15 protein-coding genes are annotated in these 18,919 nt (G+C 62.6%); 5 read left to right on the forward strand and 10 right to left on the reverse strand.

All coding sequences use genetic code 11. The features are described 5' to 3' along the window. Window positions 1–4: 4 nt before the first annotated feature. Both BLU26_RS12175 and BLU26_RS12180 read right to left on the reverse strand, forming a co-directional pair. Window positions 5–3,667: a PAS domain S-box protein gene (locus BLU26_RS12175; protein WP_092287042.1), complete on the reverse strand. Its 3,663-nt coding sequence runs from the start codon at window positions 3,665–3,667 to the stop codon at window positions 5–7. A 186-nt stretch (window positions 3,668–3,853) separates the two neighbouring features. Then, a complete protein-coding gene (locus tag BLU26_RS12180; RefSeq protein WP_157719361.1) occupies window positions 3,854–4,498 on the reverse strand; it encodes a TetR/AcrR family transcriptional regulator in 645 nt (214 codons plus the stop codon). 160 nt (window positions 4,499–4,658) lie between these two features. On the opposite strand from BLU26_RS12180, the gene BLU26_RS12185 reads away from it, so the two are divergent. Continuing rightward, the gene (locus BLU26_RS12185) at window positions 4,659–5,879 is read left to right on the forward strand and encodes an acyl-CoA dehydrogenase family protein (protein WP_092287046.1); all 1,221 of its coding nucleotides are present in this window, start codon (window positions 4,659–4,661) and stop codon (window positions 5,877–5,879) included. A 208-nt stretch (window positions 5,880–6,087) separates the two neighbouring features. Here the strand turns inward: BLU26_RS12185 and BLU26_RS12190 are convergent, their stop codons facing one another. The 5 genes from BLU26_RS12190 to BLU26_RS12210 all read right to left on the reverse strand — a co-directional run bounded on the left by BLU26_RS12190 (window position 6,088) and on the right by BLU26_RS12210 (window position 11,969). After that, window positions 6,088–7,170, reverse strand: coding sequence for a 5-(carboxyamino)imidazole ribonucleotide synthase (locus BLU26_RS12190; RefSeq protein WP_092287048.1), 1,083 nt, complete (start codon window positions 7,168–7,170; stop codon window positions 6,088–6,090). 10 nt (window positions 7,171–7,180) lie between these two features. Further along, entirely contained in the window at window positions 7,181–7,672 is a 492-nt protein-coding gene (purE, locus tag BLU26_RS12195) for a 5-(carboxyamino)imidazole ribonucleotide mutase (protein ID WP_092287050.1), read from the reverse strand. Between the two features lie 188 nt (window positions 7,673–7,860). Beyond that, window positions 7,861–8,568: a carbonic anhydrase gene (locus tag BLU26_RS12200; protein ID WP_092287052.1), complete on the reverse strand. Its 708-nt coding sequence runs from the start codon at window positions 8,566–8,568 to the stop codon at window positions 7,861–7,863. Window positions 8,569–8,697: 129 nt separating this feature from the next. Then, window positions 8,698–10,509 carry a sodium-extruding oxaloacetate decarboxylase subunit alpha gene (oadA, locus tag BLU26_RS12205; RefSeq protein ID WP_092287054.1) on the reverse strand — a complete coding sequence of 604 codons (1,812 nt, stop codon included), beginning with the start codon at window positions 10,507–10,509 and terminating at the stop codon, window positions 8,698–8,700. 44 nt (window positions 10,510–10,553) lie between these two features. Then, a complete protein-coding gene (locus BLU26_RS12210) occupies window positions 10,554–11,969 on the reverse strand; it encodes an acetyl-CoA carboxylase biotin carboxylase subunit (protein ID WP_092287056.1) in 1,416 nt (471 codons plus the stop codon). 276 nt (window positions 11,970–12,245) lie between these two features. On the opposite strand from BLU26_RS12210, the gene BLU26_RS12215 reads away from it, so the two are divergent. Beyond that, window positions 12,246–13,181 carry a LysR family transcriptional regulator gene (locus BLU26_RS12215; protein ID WP_092287058.1) on the forward strand — a complete coding sequence of 312 codons (936 nt, stop codon included), beginning with the start codon at window positions 12,246–12,248 and terminating at the stop codon, window positions 13,179–13,181. A gap of 15 nt (window positions 13,182–13,196) precedes the next feature. On the opposite strand, the gene BLU26_RS12220 is transcribed toward BLU26_RS12215, so the two are convergent. After that, window positions 13,197–13,403 (reverse strand): PA3496 family putative envelope integrity protein, encoded by a 207-nt coding sequence (locus BLU26_RS12220; protein ID WP_092287060.1) that lies wholly within the window; start codon window positions 13,401–13,403, stop codon window positions 13,197–13,199. A gap of 206 nt (window positions 13,404–13,609) precedes the next feature. Between BLU26_RS12220 and BLU26_RS12225 the strand changes: the two genes are divergently transcribed. Further along, entirely contained in the window at window positions 13,610–14,719 is a 1,110-nt protein-coding gene (locus BLU26_RS12225) for a sugar diacid recognition domain-containing protein (protein WP_092287062.1), read from the forward strand. A gap of 42 nt (window positions 14,720–14,761) precedes the next feature. Here the strand turns inward: BLU26_RS12225 and BLU26_RS18830 are convergent, their stop codons facing one another. Next, entirely contained in the window at window positions 14,762–14,896 is a 135-nt protein-coding gene (locus BLU26_RS18830; RefSeq protein ID WP_269433908.1) for a hypothetical protein, read from the reverse strand. On the opposite strand from BLU26_RS18830, the gene BLU26_RS12230 reads away from it, so the two are divergent. Continuing rightward, entirely contained in the window at window positions 14,895–16,253 is a 1,359-nt protein-coding gene (locus tag BLU26_RS12230; RefSeq protein ID WP_092287064.1) for a GntP family permease, read from the forward strand. The genes BLU26_RS18830 and BLU26_RS12230 overlap by 2 nt on opposite strands. After that, entirely contained in the window at window positions 16,253–17,407 is a 1,155-nt protein-coding gene (locus tag BLU26_RS12235; RefSeq protein ID WP_092287066.1) for a glycerate kinase, read from the forward strand. The genes BLU26_RS12230 and BLU26_RS12235 overlap by 1 nt, the downstream gene beginning before the upstream one ends. Before the next feature lie 69 nt (window positions 17,408–17,476). On the opposite strand, the gene BLU26_RS12240 is transcribed toward BLU26_RS12235, so the two are convergent. Then, window positions 17,477–18,898, reverse strand: a complete 1,422-nt coding sequence (locus BLU26_RS12240) for a peroxidase family protein (RefSeq protein ID WP_092287068.1) — start codon at window positions 18,896–18,898, stop codon at window positions 17,477–17,479. Window positions 18,899–18,919 lie beyond the last annotated feature (21 nt).

Raw genomic sequence — 18,919 nt, forward strand, 5'->3', positions numbered from 1 at the left:
GGCATCAGTCTTCGTTCGGGGGCGTGCTCAGCTCGGCTTCAAGCTGTTGCACGGCCAGGACAAAATCGAAATCGTTGAGCGCCTGTTGCACCAGCTCCAGGCGTTCAGGGGCAATCAGACCATCAAGTTGCAGTAAGCGCTGCTCATTCATTTCGCCGCGTTTCAACCCGACAATCAGGCTGCTCAGCAACTGGCTGCGCTGCTGGCGCTGGGCACTGTTGAGCGCCAACGAGGCCCCTCTGGCCGTCGCCTGTTCCGCCGGCAGGCAGGCCAGCGCCGCCTGCAGAGCATCATGCAGCACCTGCACCGCAGGTATCAGGCTGCTGGCGGTTTGCTGCGGCAGGCGCTGCTCCAGATCCATTGCCAGCCGCTCCACCCGTTGCAAGCCCAGATTGGCGGCGCTGCCGCGCAGCCGATGCAGGAGCGCTGCCGCTGGCTCAGTCTGCGCATCTTTCAGTAGCGCTGCCAACTGCTCGGCGGCGTGCTGGTTGCCCTGCAGGAACTGCCGCAGGGCTTGCTCCAGCGCGCTGCGATTGCCCCAGCGCTGCTCGGCGTCCAGCCAGTTGATTGGTCCGCTGCTCGCAGTCGCCGCGCCGCGGGCTTCTGGCCCGGCGGCGGCCGTGCCATCGAGGCCCAGTACCCGGCGGATCTCCTGCTGCAACGCCTGGCGGTCAACCGGTTTGGAGGCAAAGCCTTGCATGCCGGCGGCCTTGGCGGCCTGACGGTCCTTGTCCAGCACGCTGGCAGTCAGCGCGATGATGGGGGTGGGTGGGCGACCCAGGTTAGTTTCGTAGCGGCGGATGATGCGCGTGGCCTCCAGCCCATTCACCTCGGGCATCTGCATGTCCATCAGCACCAGGTCGAAACGCTCTTCGGTAATGTGTTCGAACGCGGCCATGCCGTTCTGCGCGCTGGTGACGCTGTGACCTTCGGACCGCAGCATGACTTCCATCAAGCGGATGTTATCGGCCACGTCGTCGGCCACCAGAATTTTCAGCGGCGGCAGGCTAATGCGGCTGCTGGCGCGGGTCTTGCCAATGGCCTGGGCCGGCGCCAGTGGCAGCAGCAGGGAGAAGCAGGAGCCCTGGCCAGGCTCGCTGGTGACGCTGATGCTGCCGCCCATCAGCTCAACCAGTTGCCGGGCGATGGTGGTACCCAGGCCGGTACCCCCGAAGCGGCGGCTCATGGAGGCGTCGGCCTGGGCGAAGGGCTCAAAGATGTGGCGGATGCGCTGTGGATCGATGCCGATACCCGTATCGCGTAGCTGGATACAGATGCCAGCCTCGTGCTGGCTGACTTGCAGATCGACCTGACCCTCCAGGGTGAACTTGATCGCATTACCCAGCAGATTGGTCAGCACCTGGCGCAGACGCAGGGCGTCACCGCTGTAGTGATGTTGCGGCAGCTGGTAGTCGAAGGTCAGCAGCAGCCCCTTCTGTGAAGCTTCCAGGCGGAACACGTCGAGCAGCTGCTGACACAGATCAAACAGCGAGAACGCCTGATTCTCCAGCTGCACCGCGCCCTTTTCCAGCTTGGCGGTGTCGAGAATATCGTTCAACAGGCCCAGCAAGGAGCGCGCTGCGTTATGCACGGTCTTGACGTGCTGTTGCTGCGCTGCGGGCAATTGCTCATCGTGCAGCAACACCTCGCTAAAGCCGATGATGGCGTTCATCGGCGTGCGAATTTCGTGGCTCATATTGGCCAGAAAGGCACCCTTGGACTCGGCCGCCTGCTCGGCGCGCTCCTTGGCCTCCAGCAGGTCGACCTCCATGCGCCGCCGCTCGCTCAGGTCGGTGGCCAGCACCACCACCTTGCGGGGTTTGCCATCCGCGTCGAGGATCGGGTTGTAATAAGCCTGGATATGCACGCCATGGCCGTCGTAATGGCGCAGGCTGAACTCCCCGGCCACGTACTCCCCCTGGCGCAGGCGGCGCCACAGACCGGGGTCGTCATCTGCCGGCTCAAACAGCAGGGTGTAGTGTGCGCCCAACAGGCTTGAGCGAGGATAGCCGCTGAGCGTCAGAAAGGACTCGTTGACCGACACGATGCGCGCATCCAGATTCAACTCCAGCATGCCCTGCGCCCGGCTGATGGCGTGCACTATGCCCTCGAACTCGGCGTTGCGCAGCTTGCTGTCGGTAACGTCAATCATCACCCCGTCGATCCACTGCGGTGTGCCCTGGTCGTCGAAGATGCCGCTGGCGCTTTCGGCCACCCAACGCTCGCTGCCGTCACGGTGGCGAATGCGGTACTCGACACTGTATTTTTCACGCCGTGCGATCGCCGCCATGACCAGGTCGTAGCAGCGCTGCTCGTCGTCCGGGTGAATCAGCTCGGCGAAGCTCCTGCCGTCTGCCATAAAATGCTCGGCCGGCCAGCCACACAGCGCTTCCACGGCCTCGCTGATAAACAGCATGGGCCAGTCGCCGCGCGGCAGGCAGCGAAAGGAGACGCCGGGTATGTTGGCGATCAGCGAGCTGTATTGTTGTTCGCGTTCGCGCAACTCCTGCTCCAGCGCGACCCGCTCGCTGATATCGGAGGAAAACCCCACCAACAGATTGGCGCCGTTGACCTTGGTCTGACCCACCGCCAGGCGTACCGGAAAGGTACTGCCGTCACGCCGCAGGCCCTGCAGTTCGGTAATGTTATCCAGCGCTTGCGGTTTCTGCCCGGAGACATAATCCTGCAGGAAGCGCTGATGATTGCCGTGGGTGTCGGCGGGCATCAGGCTGCGAATGCTGCGGCCAATGATCTCGGCGGCCTGCCAGCCGAACATGCGCTCGGCGGACCGACTGAAGTCCTGAATAACCCCCTGCTCATTGGTGGTGATGATGCCGTCGATGGCCGTATCGACGATCGCGCTGATCTTCGACTCGCGCGCGCGCAACTGCTGATAGAGCTGGCTAAAACGCACAATACCGTTGACCACGCCCACCAGCCCGCCGAGTACCAGTGCGGTCAGCGCAATAATCAGACCGAGTGTCAGATGCTGGGAGTACTGCGGCTGGTAGTCACTCGGCGCAACGCCGATGAAACGAGCCGCGGCCATGCCGCTGTAATGCATGGCTGAAATGCCCAGGCCCATCACCACCGCGGCCAACAGTAGGGCGCGTGGCGACTCCTGCGGCAAGCCGAAGCGAATCCACAGCGAGAGTATCGACAGGCTGATGGCGATGACGATGGACGCGGCAAACCAGGCAGGATCAAAGCGCAACTCGGCATCCATGCGCATGGCCAGCATGCCGCTGTAGTGCATGCAGCCGATGCCGGCGCCCACCAGCACGCCCCCGAGCAGCAGCTCCACACGGCCAAGATTGCGGCGCGCCAGCAGGGTCAGTGCGACCAGGGAGGCGGCCAGGGCGGGCAGGATAGACAACATGGTGATGGCGGGGTCGTACGCCACCGGCATGCCGATATCATGGGCCAGCATGCCGATGAAATGCATGGCCCAGATGCCGCCACCCAGCGCGGCGGCGCCGCTAAGCAGGGCGCCGTTGCGCGTCGAGCGGGTGCTGGCCTTGCGCGCCAGCCCGGCAACCTGCAGTGCCAGCCAGGCCGCCGCAATAGCGATGATGATCGACAGCACCATCAGCGAATGATGGTGATGACCGTGCAGCAATGGGCCGGGGTTCAGTTCGGCATTGTAAAACCAGGACCCTGTCAGCAAGGCTTACTCCCGCTCCTTACGGTGGCTCGTTGTCGAGCTACCGCATTCGACTCTCGATCAATGGGGACTACAGGCACATTGTCATCATAGAGCGCGTTGCACAGACTGCCTAGCAGGTCACTGGAAACGCCCTGGCGCAAACGCAGGATTAGCCATGACCCCTGGAGCAGCCAGACGATGCTGTTGTTACTGCAGGTTATCGGCGCTGGAAGGCGAGGCTTGAGTACCGCTCAGCAGTTGCCGCCAATGCTGACGAATGGTCTGCAGTGACCGTTCGCCACCCAGTTGGCCGCGGAACAACAGCACGCTGCCAAGCACCGTCGAGTATTGAATCAGCGCCATGGCGCGTGCGGTGCCGGGTGCAACCAGTGGCTCCAGCAGGGCTGCGCTCTGCTCGACCCGGGCGTGGTCGACGCTGGCTACCACTTGCCGGGCGTAGTCATCGCGTTGGGCATAGTCGCGAATGGCAAACTCCACCTTCATGCGTTTGAACTCCACCGCAGGACCCTCGAACATCAGCTTGAGCACGCGATCCACCTCCTGCTCGGGCGTCAGCTGAGGGTCTTGTCCCGGCTGCCAATAACGCAAGCCCTTCATGCGCAGCGCCTGCCACTGATCGAGAAACAGGTGGATAAAGCTGCCAAGGTCTTCGAAATGCCAGTAAAAGCTGCCGCGTGTCACCTTCAGGCGCTTGGCTAGTGGCAATACCCTGAGCTGATCAAAACCGCCTTCGAGAATCGCCTCGGTAGCGGCATTGAACCAGTCCTGCTGGCTGAGTACTGCACGCCCGGTCGGTCGGCCGCGGGGCTTGGGTTTGCTGGTGACGGGCATGGCAACTGTCTCGTTGAAGCGCGAAGCCGGCATTATAAGTCAGACGAAGGCGGCGTCATATCGCTTTCCATACACAGTTGACAATACACATGTGTATTGAGATTTTGATTGCCAGGACGCCCCCAGCCGGGCGATTGCGAACCGAGTCAGGAGTTACGTCATGTATCAGCAAACCGAACGGGGTCTGGATCTGCAGAAGCGCGTTGCCGCCTTTATGGATGAGCATATCTTCCCCAATGAGCAGGCCTACGAGGAAGAAATCCGCGCCAACGAAAAGGCCGGTAATGCCTACACCACCGTCAAGCTGATGGAAGAGCTGAAGGCCAAGGCGCGTGCCGAAGGTCTGTGGAACCTGTTTCTGCCGGAAGCTGAGCACGGGCCGGGTCTGAGCAATATGGAATACGCCCCGCTGGCCGAACTGATGGGCCGGGTGCCGGGCATGTGGGCGTCCGAGGTGTTCAACTGCGGCGCGCCGGATACCGGCAATATGGAAGTGCTGGCGCGTTACGGCAGCAAGGCCCAGCAGGAGCGCTGGCTGACGCCGCTGCTCAATGGCGAGATTCGCTCCGCTTTCGCCATGACCGAGCCGTTGGTCGCCTCTTCAGATGCCACCAACATCGAAACCCGTATCGAGCGTGATGGCGACGAGTACGTGATCAATGGCCGCAAGTGGTACATCTCTGGCGCCGCCAACGAGCGCTGCGAGATCATGGTGGTGATGGGCAAGAGCGACCCCGAGCACCCCAACCGTCATCAGCAGCAATCCATGATCCTGGTGCCGATGAACACCCCCGGCGTGACCGTGTTGCGCGATATGGGTTGTTACGGCTACATGGACCCGCCCTACGGTCACCCGGAAATTGTCTTTGATAACGTACGCGTGCCCGCCAGCAACATGCTGCTGGGCGAAGGCCGGGGCTTCGAGATCGCCCAAGGCCGCCTTGGGCCCGGCCGCATTCACCACTGCATGCGTGTGATTGGCCAGGCGGAGCGGGCGCTGGCACTGATGTGCGAACGCTTGAGCAAGCGCGTGGCCTTCCACAAGCCACTGTCGGAGCAGGGCGTCTGGCGCGAGCGGATTGCCGAGTCGCGGATCATGATCGACCAGGCGCGCTTCCTGGTGATGAACGCGGCCTATCTGATGGATACCGTTGGCAACAAGGTGGCGGCCAAGCAGATTGCGATGATCAAGGTGGCGGCGCCGAACATGGCTTGCCAGGTGATCGATTGGGCGATTCAGGCGCACGGTGCCGGTGGTTTCTCGTCCGATTTCCCGTTGGCTCAGTTGTACGTTTACGCGCGTCACCTGCGTACCGCGGATGGTCCGGATGAGGTGCACCGCAATGCGATTGCCAAGGCGGAGCTCAAACGCTTCCAATAATGGGCTGTGGGGTGATTGTTCCCACGTTCTGCGTCGGATTTGGTGTTTATTACCCGCTGTAGCGTTGTCTGATTATCCGTCTTTCGCCATAAAGGCGAAAGACTGACTACCCAGCAGCTGAAAGCTCCGTATTAACACCTGCATACAAGCGCAAACAAAAAAAGGCGCAACACTCGCATGCTGCGCCTTTCTCATTACCGAGCAGGGATCAATCCTTGATCAGCGCTTCCACTTCGGCAATGCGCGCTTTCAGCGTTGCCATATCTTCACAACGCAGCGTGGCGTGGCCTACCTTGCGGCCGGCCTTGAAGGCCTTGCCGTAGTGGTGCAAATGGCATTGCGCGATAGCGGTAACCTGGCTTGCGTCCGGCACTTCACCGATGAAGTTGAGCATCGCGGCTTCGCCCAGGGTGGCGGTGGAGCCCAGCGGCAGGCCGGCGATGGCGCGCAGGTGGTTCTCGAACTGACTGCACTCGCTGCCTTCAATAGTCCAGTGACCGGAGTTGTGTACGCGTGGGGCGATCTCGTTGGCTTTCAGGCCGCCGTCGACTTCAAAGAACTCAAAGGCCATGACGCCGACGTAGTCCAGCTGATCCAGCACCTTGCCGACGTAGGCTTCGGCCTGTGCTTGCAGCGGGTGCGCGGTGCTGGCCACCGAGAGCTTGAGGATGCCATTCTCGTGGGTGTTGTGTACCAGTGGGTAAAAGCGGGTCTCGCCATCGCGGGCGCGCACGGCGATCAGCGAGACTTCACCGCTGAAGGGCACAAAGCCTTCCAGAATGCAGGGCACGCTGCCCAGCTCGGCGAAGGCACCGGCCACGTCGTCAGGCGCGCGCAGGACTTTCTGGCCCTTGCCGTCGTAGCCCAGGGTGCGGGTCTTCATCACCGCCGGCAGGCCAATGCGGGCAACGGCGTCGTCCAGATCGGCCTGCGACTGAATATCGGCAAACTCCGGGGTGGGAATGCCCAGCTCGCGGAACATCGACTTCTCGAACCAGCGATCGCGGGCGATGCGCAGGGCTTCGGCGTTGGGGTAAACCGGCACAAACTGGGCGAGAAAGGCGACGGTATCGGCGGGTACGCTTTCAAACTCGAAGGTCACTACATCGACTTCATTGGCCAACTGGCGCAGTGCGGTCTGATCGTTGTAGTCCGCCAGAATGTGCTTGCCGAGGGCCTGGGCGCAGGCATCGGGCGCGGGATCGAGGAAGGCAAACTCCAGCCCTAGCGGGGTCCCAGCCAGTGCCAGCATACGGCCCAGCTGGCCGCCACCAATAACGCCGATTTTCATGGTCGATTCCTCAAGCCTGACGCGGGTCGGCGTTGTTCAGCACGTTTTCGGTTTGCTGCGCGCGAAAGTCCTGCAGCGCCTGGCTGAACTCGGGGTGCTTGCCGCCGAGAATGCTGGCTGACAGCAGTGCCGCATTGACCGCGCCGGCCTTGCCGATGGCCAGGGTGGCGACCGGCACGCCGGCGGGCATCTGCACGATGGACAGCAGCGAGTCGACACCGGACAGCATGGACGATTGCACCGGCACACCGAGTACCGGCAGATGCGTCTTGGCTGCGCACATGCCCGGCAGGTGCGCGGCGCCGCCGGCTCCCGCGATGATCACCTCGATGCCCTTGCCAGCCGCTTCTTCGGCGTACTGGAACAGCAAGTCAGGGGTGCGGTGGGCAGACACTACCTTTACTTCGTAGGGGATACCCAGTTGATCCAGCATATCGGCCGTATGGCTCAGGGTGGACCAATCGGACTTGGAGCCCATGATCACGCCTACCAGTGCGCTCATCTGTTTTGTGCCTCGTTCAGTGTTGCCGCCCGCAGACGGTAAAAACCAACAAGCCACGGCAGAGACCTGTCGTGGCTTGGAGAACACAGTGCGGGTGCTGCAGAGAGCGGCCCGCGCTGCAAAATAGAATCAAGCGGCGAAGTATACCCCGATTACGGGCAATACAGAATGCTGTATTGCCCGTGGTCTCAGCGCTTGGCGCTGACCGGGTAGCGCGCCTTGGGGGTAGCCATGGGCAGCGGACCTTCGCCGATCTGGCGGAACTTGTTGGTCTCCGCATCGTAGGCGCGAATCTGCGCAGTCTCGATGTCGTACACCCAGCCGTGGATGAACAGCTCACCGCGTGCCAGCCGCGAGGCGACCGACGGATGCGTTGCCAGGTGCTGCAGTTGGGCGATGACGTTTTCCTCGGTCATCATGCCGAGCTTTTCTTCGCTGCAGCTGCAGTTGTCTTCAACCACGATCTTGGCGACTTCAGCGTGACGCAGCCAGGCCTTGACGGTCGGTAGCGAGTCAAGGGTTTCCGGGTTGAGTACGGCTTTCATCGCGCCGCAGTCGGAGTGACCGCAGATGATGATGTGCTGCACGTTCAGCGCCAACACCGCGAACTCGATGGCGGTGGAGACGCCGCCCATCATCTGGCCGTAAGGCGGTACCACGTTGCCGACGTTGCGCGAGACGAACAGGTCGCCGGGTGAGCTCTGGGTGATCAGCTCGGGTGCAACGCGCGAGTCGGCGCAGGTGATGAACATGGCGCGCGGAATCTGCTCGTGCGCCAATTGTTTGAACAGCTCCTGCTGGGTGGGATAGACCTCGTTGCGGAAGCGGTTGAAGCCATCGACGATCTGCTTGAGGGCCTCGTCGGCTGTTTCGTTGCGTCTGGAGTCGTTGTTCATATCGCAGTCTCAATCATCAGGTTTGTACTGTTGGGATAGACGATGACCGGGTCGCATACGACACCGGCGCCTGAAGGCGCCGGTGCAGTTAATTGTCAGCGGGTGTTTCCACCCGCTGGCGGCACCGGCTCAGGCTTCGATTTCGATCAGAATGTCGCCGGGGGTCACGCGATCCCCCTTGGCAACGTTGACCGCTTTCACGGTGCCGGCGATGGCGGCCTGGATCTCACTTTCCATCTTCATCGCTTCGCTGACCAGTACCGCCTGGCCGGCTTTCACGCTGTCGCCAACGGCCACCAGCACATCCACCACGTTGCCAGGCATGCTGGTGGTCACGTGGCCGGGTTCGCTGGCCTGCTTGCGCTTGCCGCTGCCTTCGCCAACAAAGGCGTTAAGCGGTTCAAAGACGGCCTCTTCCGGCATACCGTCGAGGCTCAGGTAGAAGTGGCGCTTGCCATCGCCCTTGACGCCCACGCCGGTGATGTCGACGCGATAGGACTCGCCGTGCACGTCGATGATGAACTCGGTAGGCACGCCGTCGCTGGCGGCCGCCGGGGCGCCTTCGCCCGGCAGCGGCAGCAGCTCTTCGGGTTTCAAGGTGCCGGCTTCGCGTTCTTCGAGGAACTTGCGGCCGATGTCCGGGAACATGGCATAGGTCAGCACGTCTTCCTCGGTCTTGGCCAGTTCGCCGACTTCACCGCGCAGGCGGTCCATCTCCGGTTTGAGCAGGTCGGCCGGGCGTACGTCGATCACTTCTTCACCGCCGATGGCCTGGCGCTGCAGTTTCTGGTTGATCTGTCCCGGTGCCTGGCCGTAACGGCCCTGCAGGTAGAGCTTCACCTCGTTGGTGATGGTCTTGTAACGCTCGCCAGCCAGCACGTTGAATACCGCCTGGGTACCGACAATCTGCGAGGTGGGAGTGACCAGCGGCGGGAAGCCGAGGTCTTCACGCACCCGCGGGATTTCTGCGAACACGTCCTGGATGCGGTCCAGTGCGCCCTGTTCCTTCAACTGGTTGGCCAGGTTGGACATCATGCCGCCCGGCACCTGGTTGACCTGTACGCGGGTATCCACCCCGGTGAAGTCGCTTTCGTACTGGTGATACTTCTTGCGCACGGCGTGGAAGTACATGCCGATTTCCTGCAGCAGTTCCAGGTCCAGGCCGGTATCAAATTCAGTGCCCTTGAGCGCGGCGACCATGGATTCGGTACCTGGATGGCTGGTACCCCAGGCCATGGAGGAAATCGCGGTGTCAATATGGTCGGCACCGTTTTCGATTGCCTTGAGCTGACACATGGAAGCCAAACCCGCGGTGTCGTGCGAGTGGATGAAGACCGGCAGATCCAGCTCGGCTTTCAGCGCCTTGACCAGTTCGCCGGTGGCAAATGGCGTCAGCAGGCCGGCCATATCCTTGATGGCGATGGAGTCGACACCCATGTCGGCCATGGCGCGGGCCTGTTTCACGAAGGCCTCGACCGTGTGCACCGGGCTGGTGGTGTAGGCAATGGTGCCCTGGGCGTGCTTGCCGGCGGCCTTGACCGCCTCGATGGCGACCTTGAGGTTGCGCACATCGTTCATGGCATCAAAGATGCGGAACACGTCGATGCCGTTCTCGGCGGCCTTGGCGACGAAGGCTCGGACCACGTCATCGCTGTAGTGGCGGTAGCCCAGCAGGTTCTGACCACGCAGCAGCATTTGCAGGCGAGTGTTGGGCAGTGCGGCGCGCAGCTGACGCAGGCGCTCCCAGGGGTCTTCCTTGAGGAAGCGCACGCAGGCGTCGAAGGTGGCGCCGCCCCAGACTTCCAGCGACCAGTAGCCTACCTGGTCCAGCTTGCCGCAGATCGGCAGCATGTCTTCGGTGCGCAGTCGGGTGGCCAGCAGCGACTGGTGGGCGTCGCGCAGGATGGTGTCGGTTACGGTGATTTTGCGTGTGTTGCTCATTTTATGTTCCTCATCAGCGGCAAGCTTGAAGCTTGCCGCTAGTGTCATAGTCCGGCGTGCGCAGCAATCGCGGTGGCGATGGCCAGGGCCAATTCTTCGGGTTTGCGTTTTACCGAGTAGTTCAGCAGTTCCGGGTGCGCTTCGACAAAACTGGTGTTGAACACGCCGCTGCGGAATTCCGCGTTACGCAGAATCTCCTGGTAGTAGGGCGTGGTGGTCTTCACCCCTTGCAGACGCATGTCATCCAGCGCACGCAGGCCGCGGTCCATGGCTTCTTCCCAGGTTGGCGCCCAGACAATCAGCTTCAGGCACATGGAGTCGAAGTTCGGCGGAATGGTGTAACCGGTGTAGATCGCGGTATCCACGCGCACGCCGGGGCCGCCGGGGGCGTAATAACGGGTGATCTTGCCGAAGGAGGGGAAGAAGTTGTTCTTCGGGTCCTCGGCATTGATGCGGAACTGGATGGCAAAACCCTGGTGCTGGATGTCTTCCTGCTTGACCGACAGCGGCAGGCCAGAGGCGATGCGGATCTGCTCACGCACCACATCCATGCCGGTGATCTGCTCGGTAATGGTGTGCTCAACCTGCACCCGGGTATTCATTTCCATGAAGTAGACCTCGCCTTCGGCGAGCAGGAACTCCACGGTACCGGCGTTCTCGTAGCCCACCGCCTGCGCTGCCTTGACCGCCAGGTCGCCGATGTAGGCGCGCTGTTCGGGGGTCAGCTGCGGGCTGGGGGCGATTTCGATCAGCTTCTGATTACGCCGCTGGATCGAGCAGTCGCGCTCGAACAGGTGCACGGTGTTGCCATGACTGTCGGCCAGAATTTGCGCCTCGATGTGCTTGGGATTGACGATGCACTTCTCGAGGAAAATATCGGCAGAACCGAAGGCTTTGGTCGCCTCGGAGATAACCCGTGGCCAAGCCTGCTCCAGTTCGGCCTTGTCGTTGCAGCGGCGAATGCCGCGCCCGCCACCACCGGAGGTGGCCTTGAGCATCACCGGGTAACCAACGCGGTCGGCTTCGCGCAGCGCTTCGGCCAGGTCGGCCAGGTTGTCTTCGGTGCCGGGGGTCACCGGCACGCCAGCGGCGATCATGCTGCGGCGGGCCTGGGTCTTGTCACCCATGCGGGTAATTACATCGCCAGACGGGCCGATGAACTTGACCCCGCGTTCGGCGCAGATGTGCGCCAGCTCGGCATTTTCAGACAGAAAACCGTACCCGGGATGCAGGGCATCACAGCCGGTTTCAACCGCCAGATTCACCAGCTGACGTGGATTGAGATAGCCGGCCAGCGGGTCGCTGCCGACATTGTAGGATTCATCGGCGCGTTTTACATGCAGGGCGTAACGGTCGGCGTCGGTATAAATCGCGACCGAGGTAATGCCCATCTCGGCGCAGGCGCGGACGATGCGAACCGCGATTTCACCACGGTTGGCAATCAGGATTTTCTTGATCACGTACGCGTTCCTCGTGTGGGTGATCGAGTGGAGGCTCGAACAGCATTGTGTAAAACCTGCTTAAAGCCTTCGTATCACCGCGCCGGTGCGTGGCCGACGGGTAATACATTGCAAAATATTTCTCTGCTTACCCTAGGTGGCTGGCCTGCGCATGTGAAATGAATAATATTTGGCTTATCTATAAGTAATTGCTTATGTATGCGCTATAAGCCATCATTTTCGCCGGTTGGCGCGCGCTCGCCGCGCCGGTAAAAGTACCCATTCAGGTTAGACCATATGCGTAAATCCCTGCTGCGGATGACCCTGCGCCAACTGCAGGTGTTTCGTGCCGTGTGCGCCAGCCGTTCCTACAGCCGCGCGGCGGAAGCCATGTCGCTTACCCAGCCGGCGGTCAGTTTGCAGATTCGCCAGCTGGAGGAGCAGGTGGGGCTGCCGCTCTTCGAGTATGTGGGGCGCAAGCTGTACTTGACCGAAGCGGCGGAATCTCTGCTGCAGGCCAGTGGCGATATCTTCGACCGTCTGGACAGCCTCGAAATGAACCTTTCCAGCCTGCAGGGCAGCCTGCGCGGTGAGTTGCGACTGGCGGCGGCGAGCAGCATTCAGTATGTGCTGCCCCACCTGTTGGCGGCGTTTCGCCAGCGCTTCCCGGAGGTCAGTTTTCACGTCGAGGTCGCCAGCCGCGCGCAGATCATTCAGCGGCTGGCGGACAACCGCGACGACCTGGTGCTGATGGGCTTGGTGCCGGCCGATCGTGCGCTGGAGTTCTTTCCGTTTCTGAATAACCCGATTGTCGCGGTGGCGGCGCCGGATCATCCGCTGGCTGGCCAGCAACAGTTACCCCTCTCGCGGCTGGAGTCGAGCATGGTGTTGCAGCGCGAAGCGGGCTCTGGGATTCGCAAGGCCTGCGACGAGTTTTTGCAGCTCAAGCGCGTGCACCTGCAGCAAACGATGCAGCTGGGCTCGACCGAGGCGCTGGTGCAGGGCGCCATTGCCGGGCTGGGCGTGGCGTTGGTGCCGGGCCACGCGGCAGCGCCCTATATTCGTCACGGCGAGCTGGTTTGTCTGAATGTGGTGGAGCTGCCGCTGATGCGCAGCTGGTGCGCTGTGCACGCGCGCGGCAAGCGCCTCAGCCCGGTGGCGGAGGCGTTTCTGGGCTTTCTGCGAGAGGAGCGGGCGTTGATCCGCCGGTTGGCGGAGCCCTTTGAACCCTGAGCCCCGAGCCGCGTCTCAGTAAAGGCGCTGGCTGCGGTGGTGATCAGTTTGGCCGAGCAATTCCGGAAAGTCGCAGAAAGTGGCCTGCAGGCTCTGACTTTCGCGGTAGTCTTCGATGGCGCGCCGATAGGCCATGCGCCGTTTATCTTCCTGGCGGCGCCGCTCGCGGCGCACGTTGTTACTGGAGCTGCTGTCACTAAGGTAGTCTGGATCAAAGGCCATGGGGCTGTCTCCGCGTCACTGAGTGTTGGCAAGGAACCGGCGGCCACCCAACTGCCTTTGCGGGTTTGCCAGCGGTTCCGTAACGCGCCCATCATGAGTGCTCCGGGATGACGCGATGATGACAGCCACAGACCGTCTGTCGGCCCAGGCGAACGGCTCCGCGCCGTGCCAGCGCAATAATAAAAAACGCTAAACAGGAGTAGCGCATGTTCGAGCTGGACCGACACCTGGCACAGGATATTGTCGACCGCGCCATGGCGATCCTGCCCTACAACGTCAATGTCATGGACCGCCAGGGGCTGATCATTGGCAGCGGTGACAGCAGCCGCATCGATACCCGCCACGAGGGCGCGCAGCTGGTGCTGGCCAATCAGCGGGTCGTGGCGCTGGATGAGCAGGCAGCGGCCTGTCTGCAGGGCGTCAAGCCGGGTATCAACCTGCCGCTGCTGCACGCCGGGCGGCTGGTTGGCGTACTCGGCATCACCGGCGACCCCGATCAGGTGCGACCCTTCGCCGAGCTGCTGCGCATGACCGCCGAGATGCTGGTCGAGCAGCGGGTGCTGCAGGCCGAGCAGCATTGGCGCGGTCAGCAGCAGGAGGCCTGGCTGGTCAATCTGCTGGATCGCAAATACGCAATCGAAAGTCTGACCGAGGACGCCGAGCGCCTGCGCATGCGCTGGAACTGGCCGCTGCAACCTTGCCTGATTTGCCTGTCGGCGGAGACCGATCATCAGCACGCTCAAGGCCAGTTGGTAACGCAGATGCGGGCCCGCCACCCGGCCGATATTGTGCTGCCATTGGGTTTGCACGATGTGCTCTGGCTACGCAGCGGCAAATCGCATGCGCCCAAGCTCAGTTGGCTGGAACAGGTAGACAAGCGCGAATGGCCGGTGGGGCGACTGTTGATCGCTGAGGCCATCGATAGTCTGGCGGACCTGCGCGAAGCCACCGAGGCGCTGCTCAACCTGCGTGATTACGCCCAGGATCTGCGTCTCTCCGAGCGGCTGATTCGGTTGGCCGACTACCGCCTGGCGGTGCTGTTACACCATCTGCAACCCTCTTGGACGGTGCACCAGTTGCTGGCGCCGCTGGAGCCGCTGCTTCAGGCCGATGGCAATGGTCAATTGCTGCACACCCTGCGTGTCTGGCTGGCGCACAACGGCCACGCGCAGAGCTGCGCCGCGGCGCTGGCGATCCACCGCAATAGCCTGCGTTATCGTCTGGAGCGCATCGCCGAGATCACCGGGCTGAATCTGGATGCCATGCCACATCGCGTGCTGTTGAGTATTGGCCTGTCTTTGCTTCCGGAAAAATAGGCCGCACGCGGCTTGGGCGTCTGCCCATATACGGCAGGCGAATTAGTCTTTTTTATTGTGCGGATGCATAGGGTAATTGCGCCGCGGCTGGGCAACAATGGTTGCTTGGCTGCGCCCTGAGTGGGCTGTAGCCCGTTCACCCATACCGGCAAACACAATAAAAAGGAGTTCAGTCATGGGTCTGGTCCTGATTCTGGTCGCCCTGATCGCGTTTATCGTCCTGGCGACCGCCCGCCTTAAATTGCATCCCTTTCTTGCCCTGCTCGCTGCCGCCCTATTGGCTGGTTTTGCCTATCAGGTGCCGACCATGGAGATCGTCAAGACCATCACCGGCGGCTTTGGCGGCATTCTTGGTTACATCGGCATCGTGATTGTGCTGGGGACCATCATTGGCGTGATTCTCGAGCGCAGCGGCGCGGCCATCACCATGGCCGAAACCGTCATCAAGCTGCTGGGTGAGCGCTTCCCGACGTTGACCATGTCGATCATCGGCTATCTGGTGTCGATCCCGGTGTTCTGCGACTCCGGCTACGTGATTCTCAACTCGCTGAAAAACGCCCTGGCGGCGCGCATGAAGATTTCGGTGATTGCCATGAGCGTGGCGCTGGCGACCGGTCTGTACGCCTCGCATACCTTTGTACCGCCAACCCCCGGCCCGATTGCCGCCGCCGGCAACCTGGGGCTGGAGAATAACCTGGGCCTGGTGATTCTGGTCGGTCTGGTGGTCTCCATGGTCACCGCGCTGGCCGGCATGCTTTGGGCCAACCGCTTTATCGGCAAGGACATTCCGCTGGAGGACAACGGCGCCCAGGTGATGGATGCCGAAGACTATGAGCAGATACGCGCCAAATACGGTGTGTTGCCCAGCCCGGCCAAGGCCTTTGCGCCCATCTTCCTGCCGATCGGCTTGATCTGTCTCGGTACGCTGGCCAACCTGCCGGCCAAGCCGGTGGGCGAGGGCTTCCTGTACACGCTGCTTGCGTTTCTGGGTCAACCGGTGGTGGCGCTGGCGGTCGGCCTGGGTCTGGCCTGCACGCTGCTGCGCTCGGATAACAAGCGGGAAGAGTTCCACGAGCGCGTGGTGGAAGGTATTCAGGCCGCCGCGCCGATTCTGCTGATTACCGGCGCCGGCGGCGCCTTTGGCGCCATGCTGAAAATCACCCCGCTGGGCGATTATCTGGGTGCGACACTGTCGGCGCTGGGCATTGGTATCTTCATGCCCTTTATCGTCTCCGCCGCGCTGAAGTCAGCGCAGGGCTCCACCACGGTGGCGCTGGTCACCACCTCCGCCCTGGTAGCACCGCTGCTGGGCCAACTGGGGCTGGATAGCGAGATGGGCCGGGTGCTCTGCGTGATGGCCATCGGGGCCGGGGCAATGACGGTGTCACATGCCAACGACAGCTTCTTCTGGGTGGTGACCCAGTTCAGCCGCATGAGCGTCGGCACGGCCTATAAAGCCCAGACCATGGGTACCCTGATGCAGGGCATCGCCGGCATCATCACCGTGTGGCTGCTGAGTCTGGTACTGCTCTGATGAAACTGGTTATTGCCCCTGACTCCTTCAAGGAAAGCCTCAGCGCCAGCGCCGTGGCCGAAGCCATCGCCACCGGCTGGGCACGGGTGTATCCCGATGCCGAGCTGCTGCTCTGCCCGATGGCCGACGGCGGTGAAGGCACGGTGGACGCGGTACTCGCGGTCACCGCCGGCGAGCGCCGTGAATGCCAGGTACAAGGCCCGCTGGGCGCACCGGTCACGGCGCACTGGGGTTGGCTGCCGGGGCAGCAGGCAATGGTCGAAATGGCGTCGGCCAGCGGTTTGCACCTGGTGGCGCCGCAGCAACGCGATGTGCTGCGGGCCAGCAGCCATGGTACTGGCGAGCTGATCCTCGCAGCGCTGGATGCTGGCGCGCGGCGGCTGGTGTTGGGCCTGGGCGGTAGTGCCACTAACGATGGCGGTGCCGGCTTGCTGCAGGCGCTGGGTGTGCGTTTTCTGGGCGCCGATGGCAATGAACTGCCAGCGGGCGGCGCGGAGCTGCAGCAACTGCAGCACATCGACCTGACCGGGCTGGACACCCGTCTGGCGCGGCTCGAAGTGATGGTCGCCGCCGACGTGGACAACCCGCTGTGCGGCCCCCAGGGCGCCTCGGCGATTTTTGGCCCGCAAAAGGGCGCCAGTGAGCAGCAGGTGGCGCAGCTGGATCAGGCGCTGGCGCATTTTGCCGATGTGATGAGCGCCACCCTGGGCGAAGATGTGCGGCATTGTCCCGGTGTGGGCGCTGCCGGCGGCCTGGGTTTTGCCGCCAAGGCGGTGCTCAAGGCGCAGTTTCGTCCCGGCGTGGAGCTGGTGGCTGAGCTGTGCGGCCTGGCCGACATGCTGCAAGGGGCCGATCTGGTTATCACCGGCGAAGGCCGGCTGGATGGCCAGAGCCTGCACGGCAAGACGCCAGTCGGCGTGGCGCGGCTGGCACGCAGCGCGGGGGTGCCGGTGATCGCTTTGGCCGGTAGTCTGGGGGAAGGCTATCAACGGCTGTACGCCGAAGGTATTGCTGCGGCCTTCAGCCTGGCGCCCGGCCCGCTGACGCTGGAGCAGGCGATGACAGAAGCTGCTGCCCAGTTGACCGCGCGCGCCGCCGATCTGGCGCGGCTGTGGCAGATTGCGGGTAACGCGAGCCTGTCTCAGGCGCGATAAAAACGCCTCTCGCCTCAGCACGACAGCTGCTGCGAGGGGCGCGGTTACTGCTCAAAGTGGTACAGCTGTTCAGACGGTCAGCATCTGATAGATTGACGTCACCCCATTGCTGCCGACGCGGTCGGCGGAATCCAAGGGTGACCAGTTGCGGTTGGAGCCCATGAAGGAGCGGTGATCCAGTTCCAGCAGGCCGATTATGACTTCCGCGACCAGTCGTGCGCCGACCGGGCCCAGGCCTTCGCCCTTGCTGAAGCTCTTCTCGCCGTCCATACGGCCGATCACCCGGCCCTCGGCCAGCAGGTAAAGCCACAACGGCGTCGCCTTGGGCAGACCCAGCTTGGCGCCCGCTTCACGCACCTTGGCAATATCACTGGCCGTGATCTCCGCGGCGCCGCTGGCGGCCATGCATTCGGCGACCTGCTCGCCGGAGGGCACCAGAAAGACCTGCGCACGCAACAGGTTGCGTACCGCCAGCGAACGCTCGAAGGCGGGGGTGCTGGGGTCCATGAATGGGAGGTCGAGCAGCGCGCTGGCCAGCTTGGTATCCACCTGGCCGGCGCGCTCGTAGTCGCCGTTGCCGCTGTCGAACAGGCTTTCCCAGTCGACCACGCCATCGGCGCTGGCAACCGGGCTGAAGCCGCGACCCAACGCCGAGCTGGGGCTGAACAAGACATGCTGCGTGCCGCCGGGCTGCACGCGCATCTTCTGCGGAATCATGGTGTGGCCGAAGCGGTAGGCGGCGGTGGCAAACTCGATGGGAATGTAGGCGCCGTGGCTGCCATCGCATTCCGGCCGATACACCTTGCGCCCGTCGGCGAGAATGTCATCCACCACCCAATCACCACAAATCGTGCGCAGAAACTCGTTTACCACCAGCCATTGATAGTGCCAGGTGGTGACGCGGCGCGCGTCTTCCCATTCGCTGTGTACGTTGGCGTAAACGTGGTTGTGAAAGCGCAGCATGGCCAGCTGCAGCTGGGAAATGACGCGGTTCTCGTCATTGCGCGGATCGCCGATGATGGCCGTGCCTTTGGCCGAGCGCGGCAAATCATGGTGGCGCAGGTCGTTCGGGTCGCCGGCATCGGCATAGTCGCTGCCGGTGAGCAGCTTGTGGCCATCGTAGAGGTAGGGATGCGCCTCAGGGCCATCGCCGTAGATGCAGTCGAGATCCAGTGATGGGGTGCGGACGTTGGTGATCTCGCCGGGTTCATTGTTGTTGCGCAGCGATGAGCTGGCATCCAGGGTGATGTCGTGATCGACGAACTGGCCAAAGAAAATCAGCCCGGCGGCGACGTTCTTGGTCAGGTTGGGTAACCCGGTATCCTCCATCACGCCACCGGCCTTGCCGATATCGTGAAGCAGGGTGGGGTTGAGGTAGAGCGGGGGAAGTTGCGGGAACAGGCGACCGAAGCGGTCGGCGCGGTTTTCACCAAACAGGCAGAGATGACTCATACCCTTGAACGGCACGGTACCGTGATGTTGAACAGCCATAGCGCTATCTCCTTTAGGGCG

Source organism: Halopseudomonas sabulinigri (genome assembly GCF_900105255.1).
GTDB classification, from domain to species: Bacteria; Pseudomonadota; Gammaproteobacteria; order Pseudomonadales; family Pseudomonadaceae; genus Halopseudomonas; species Halopseudomonas sabulinigri.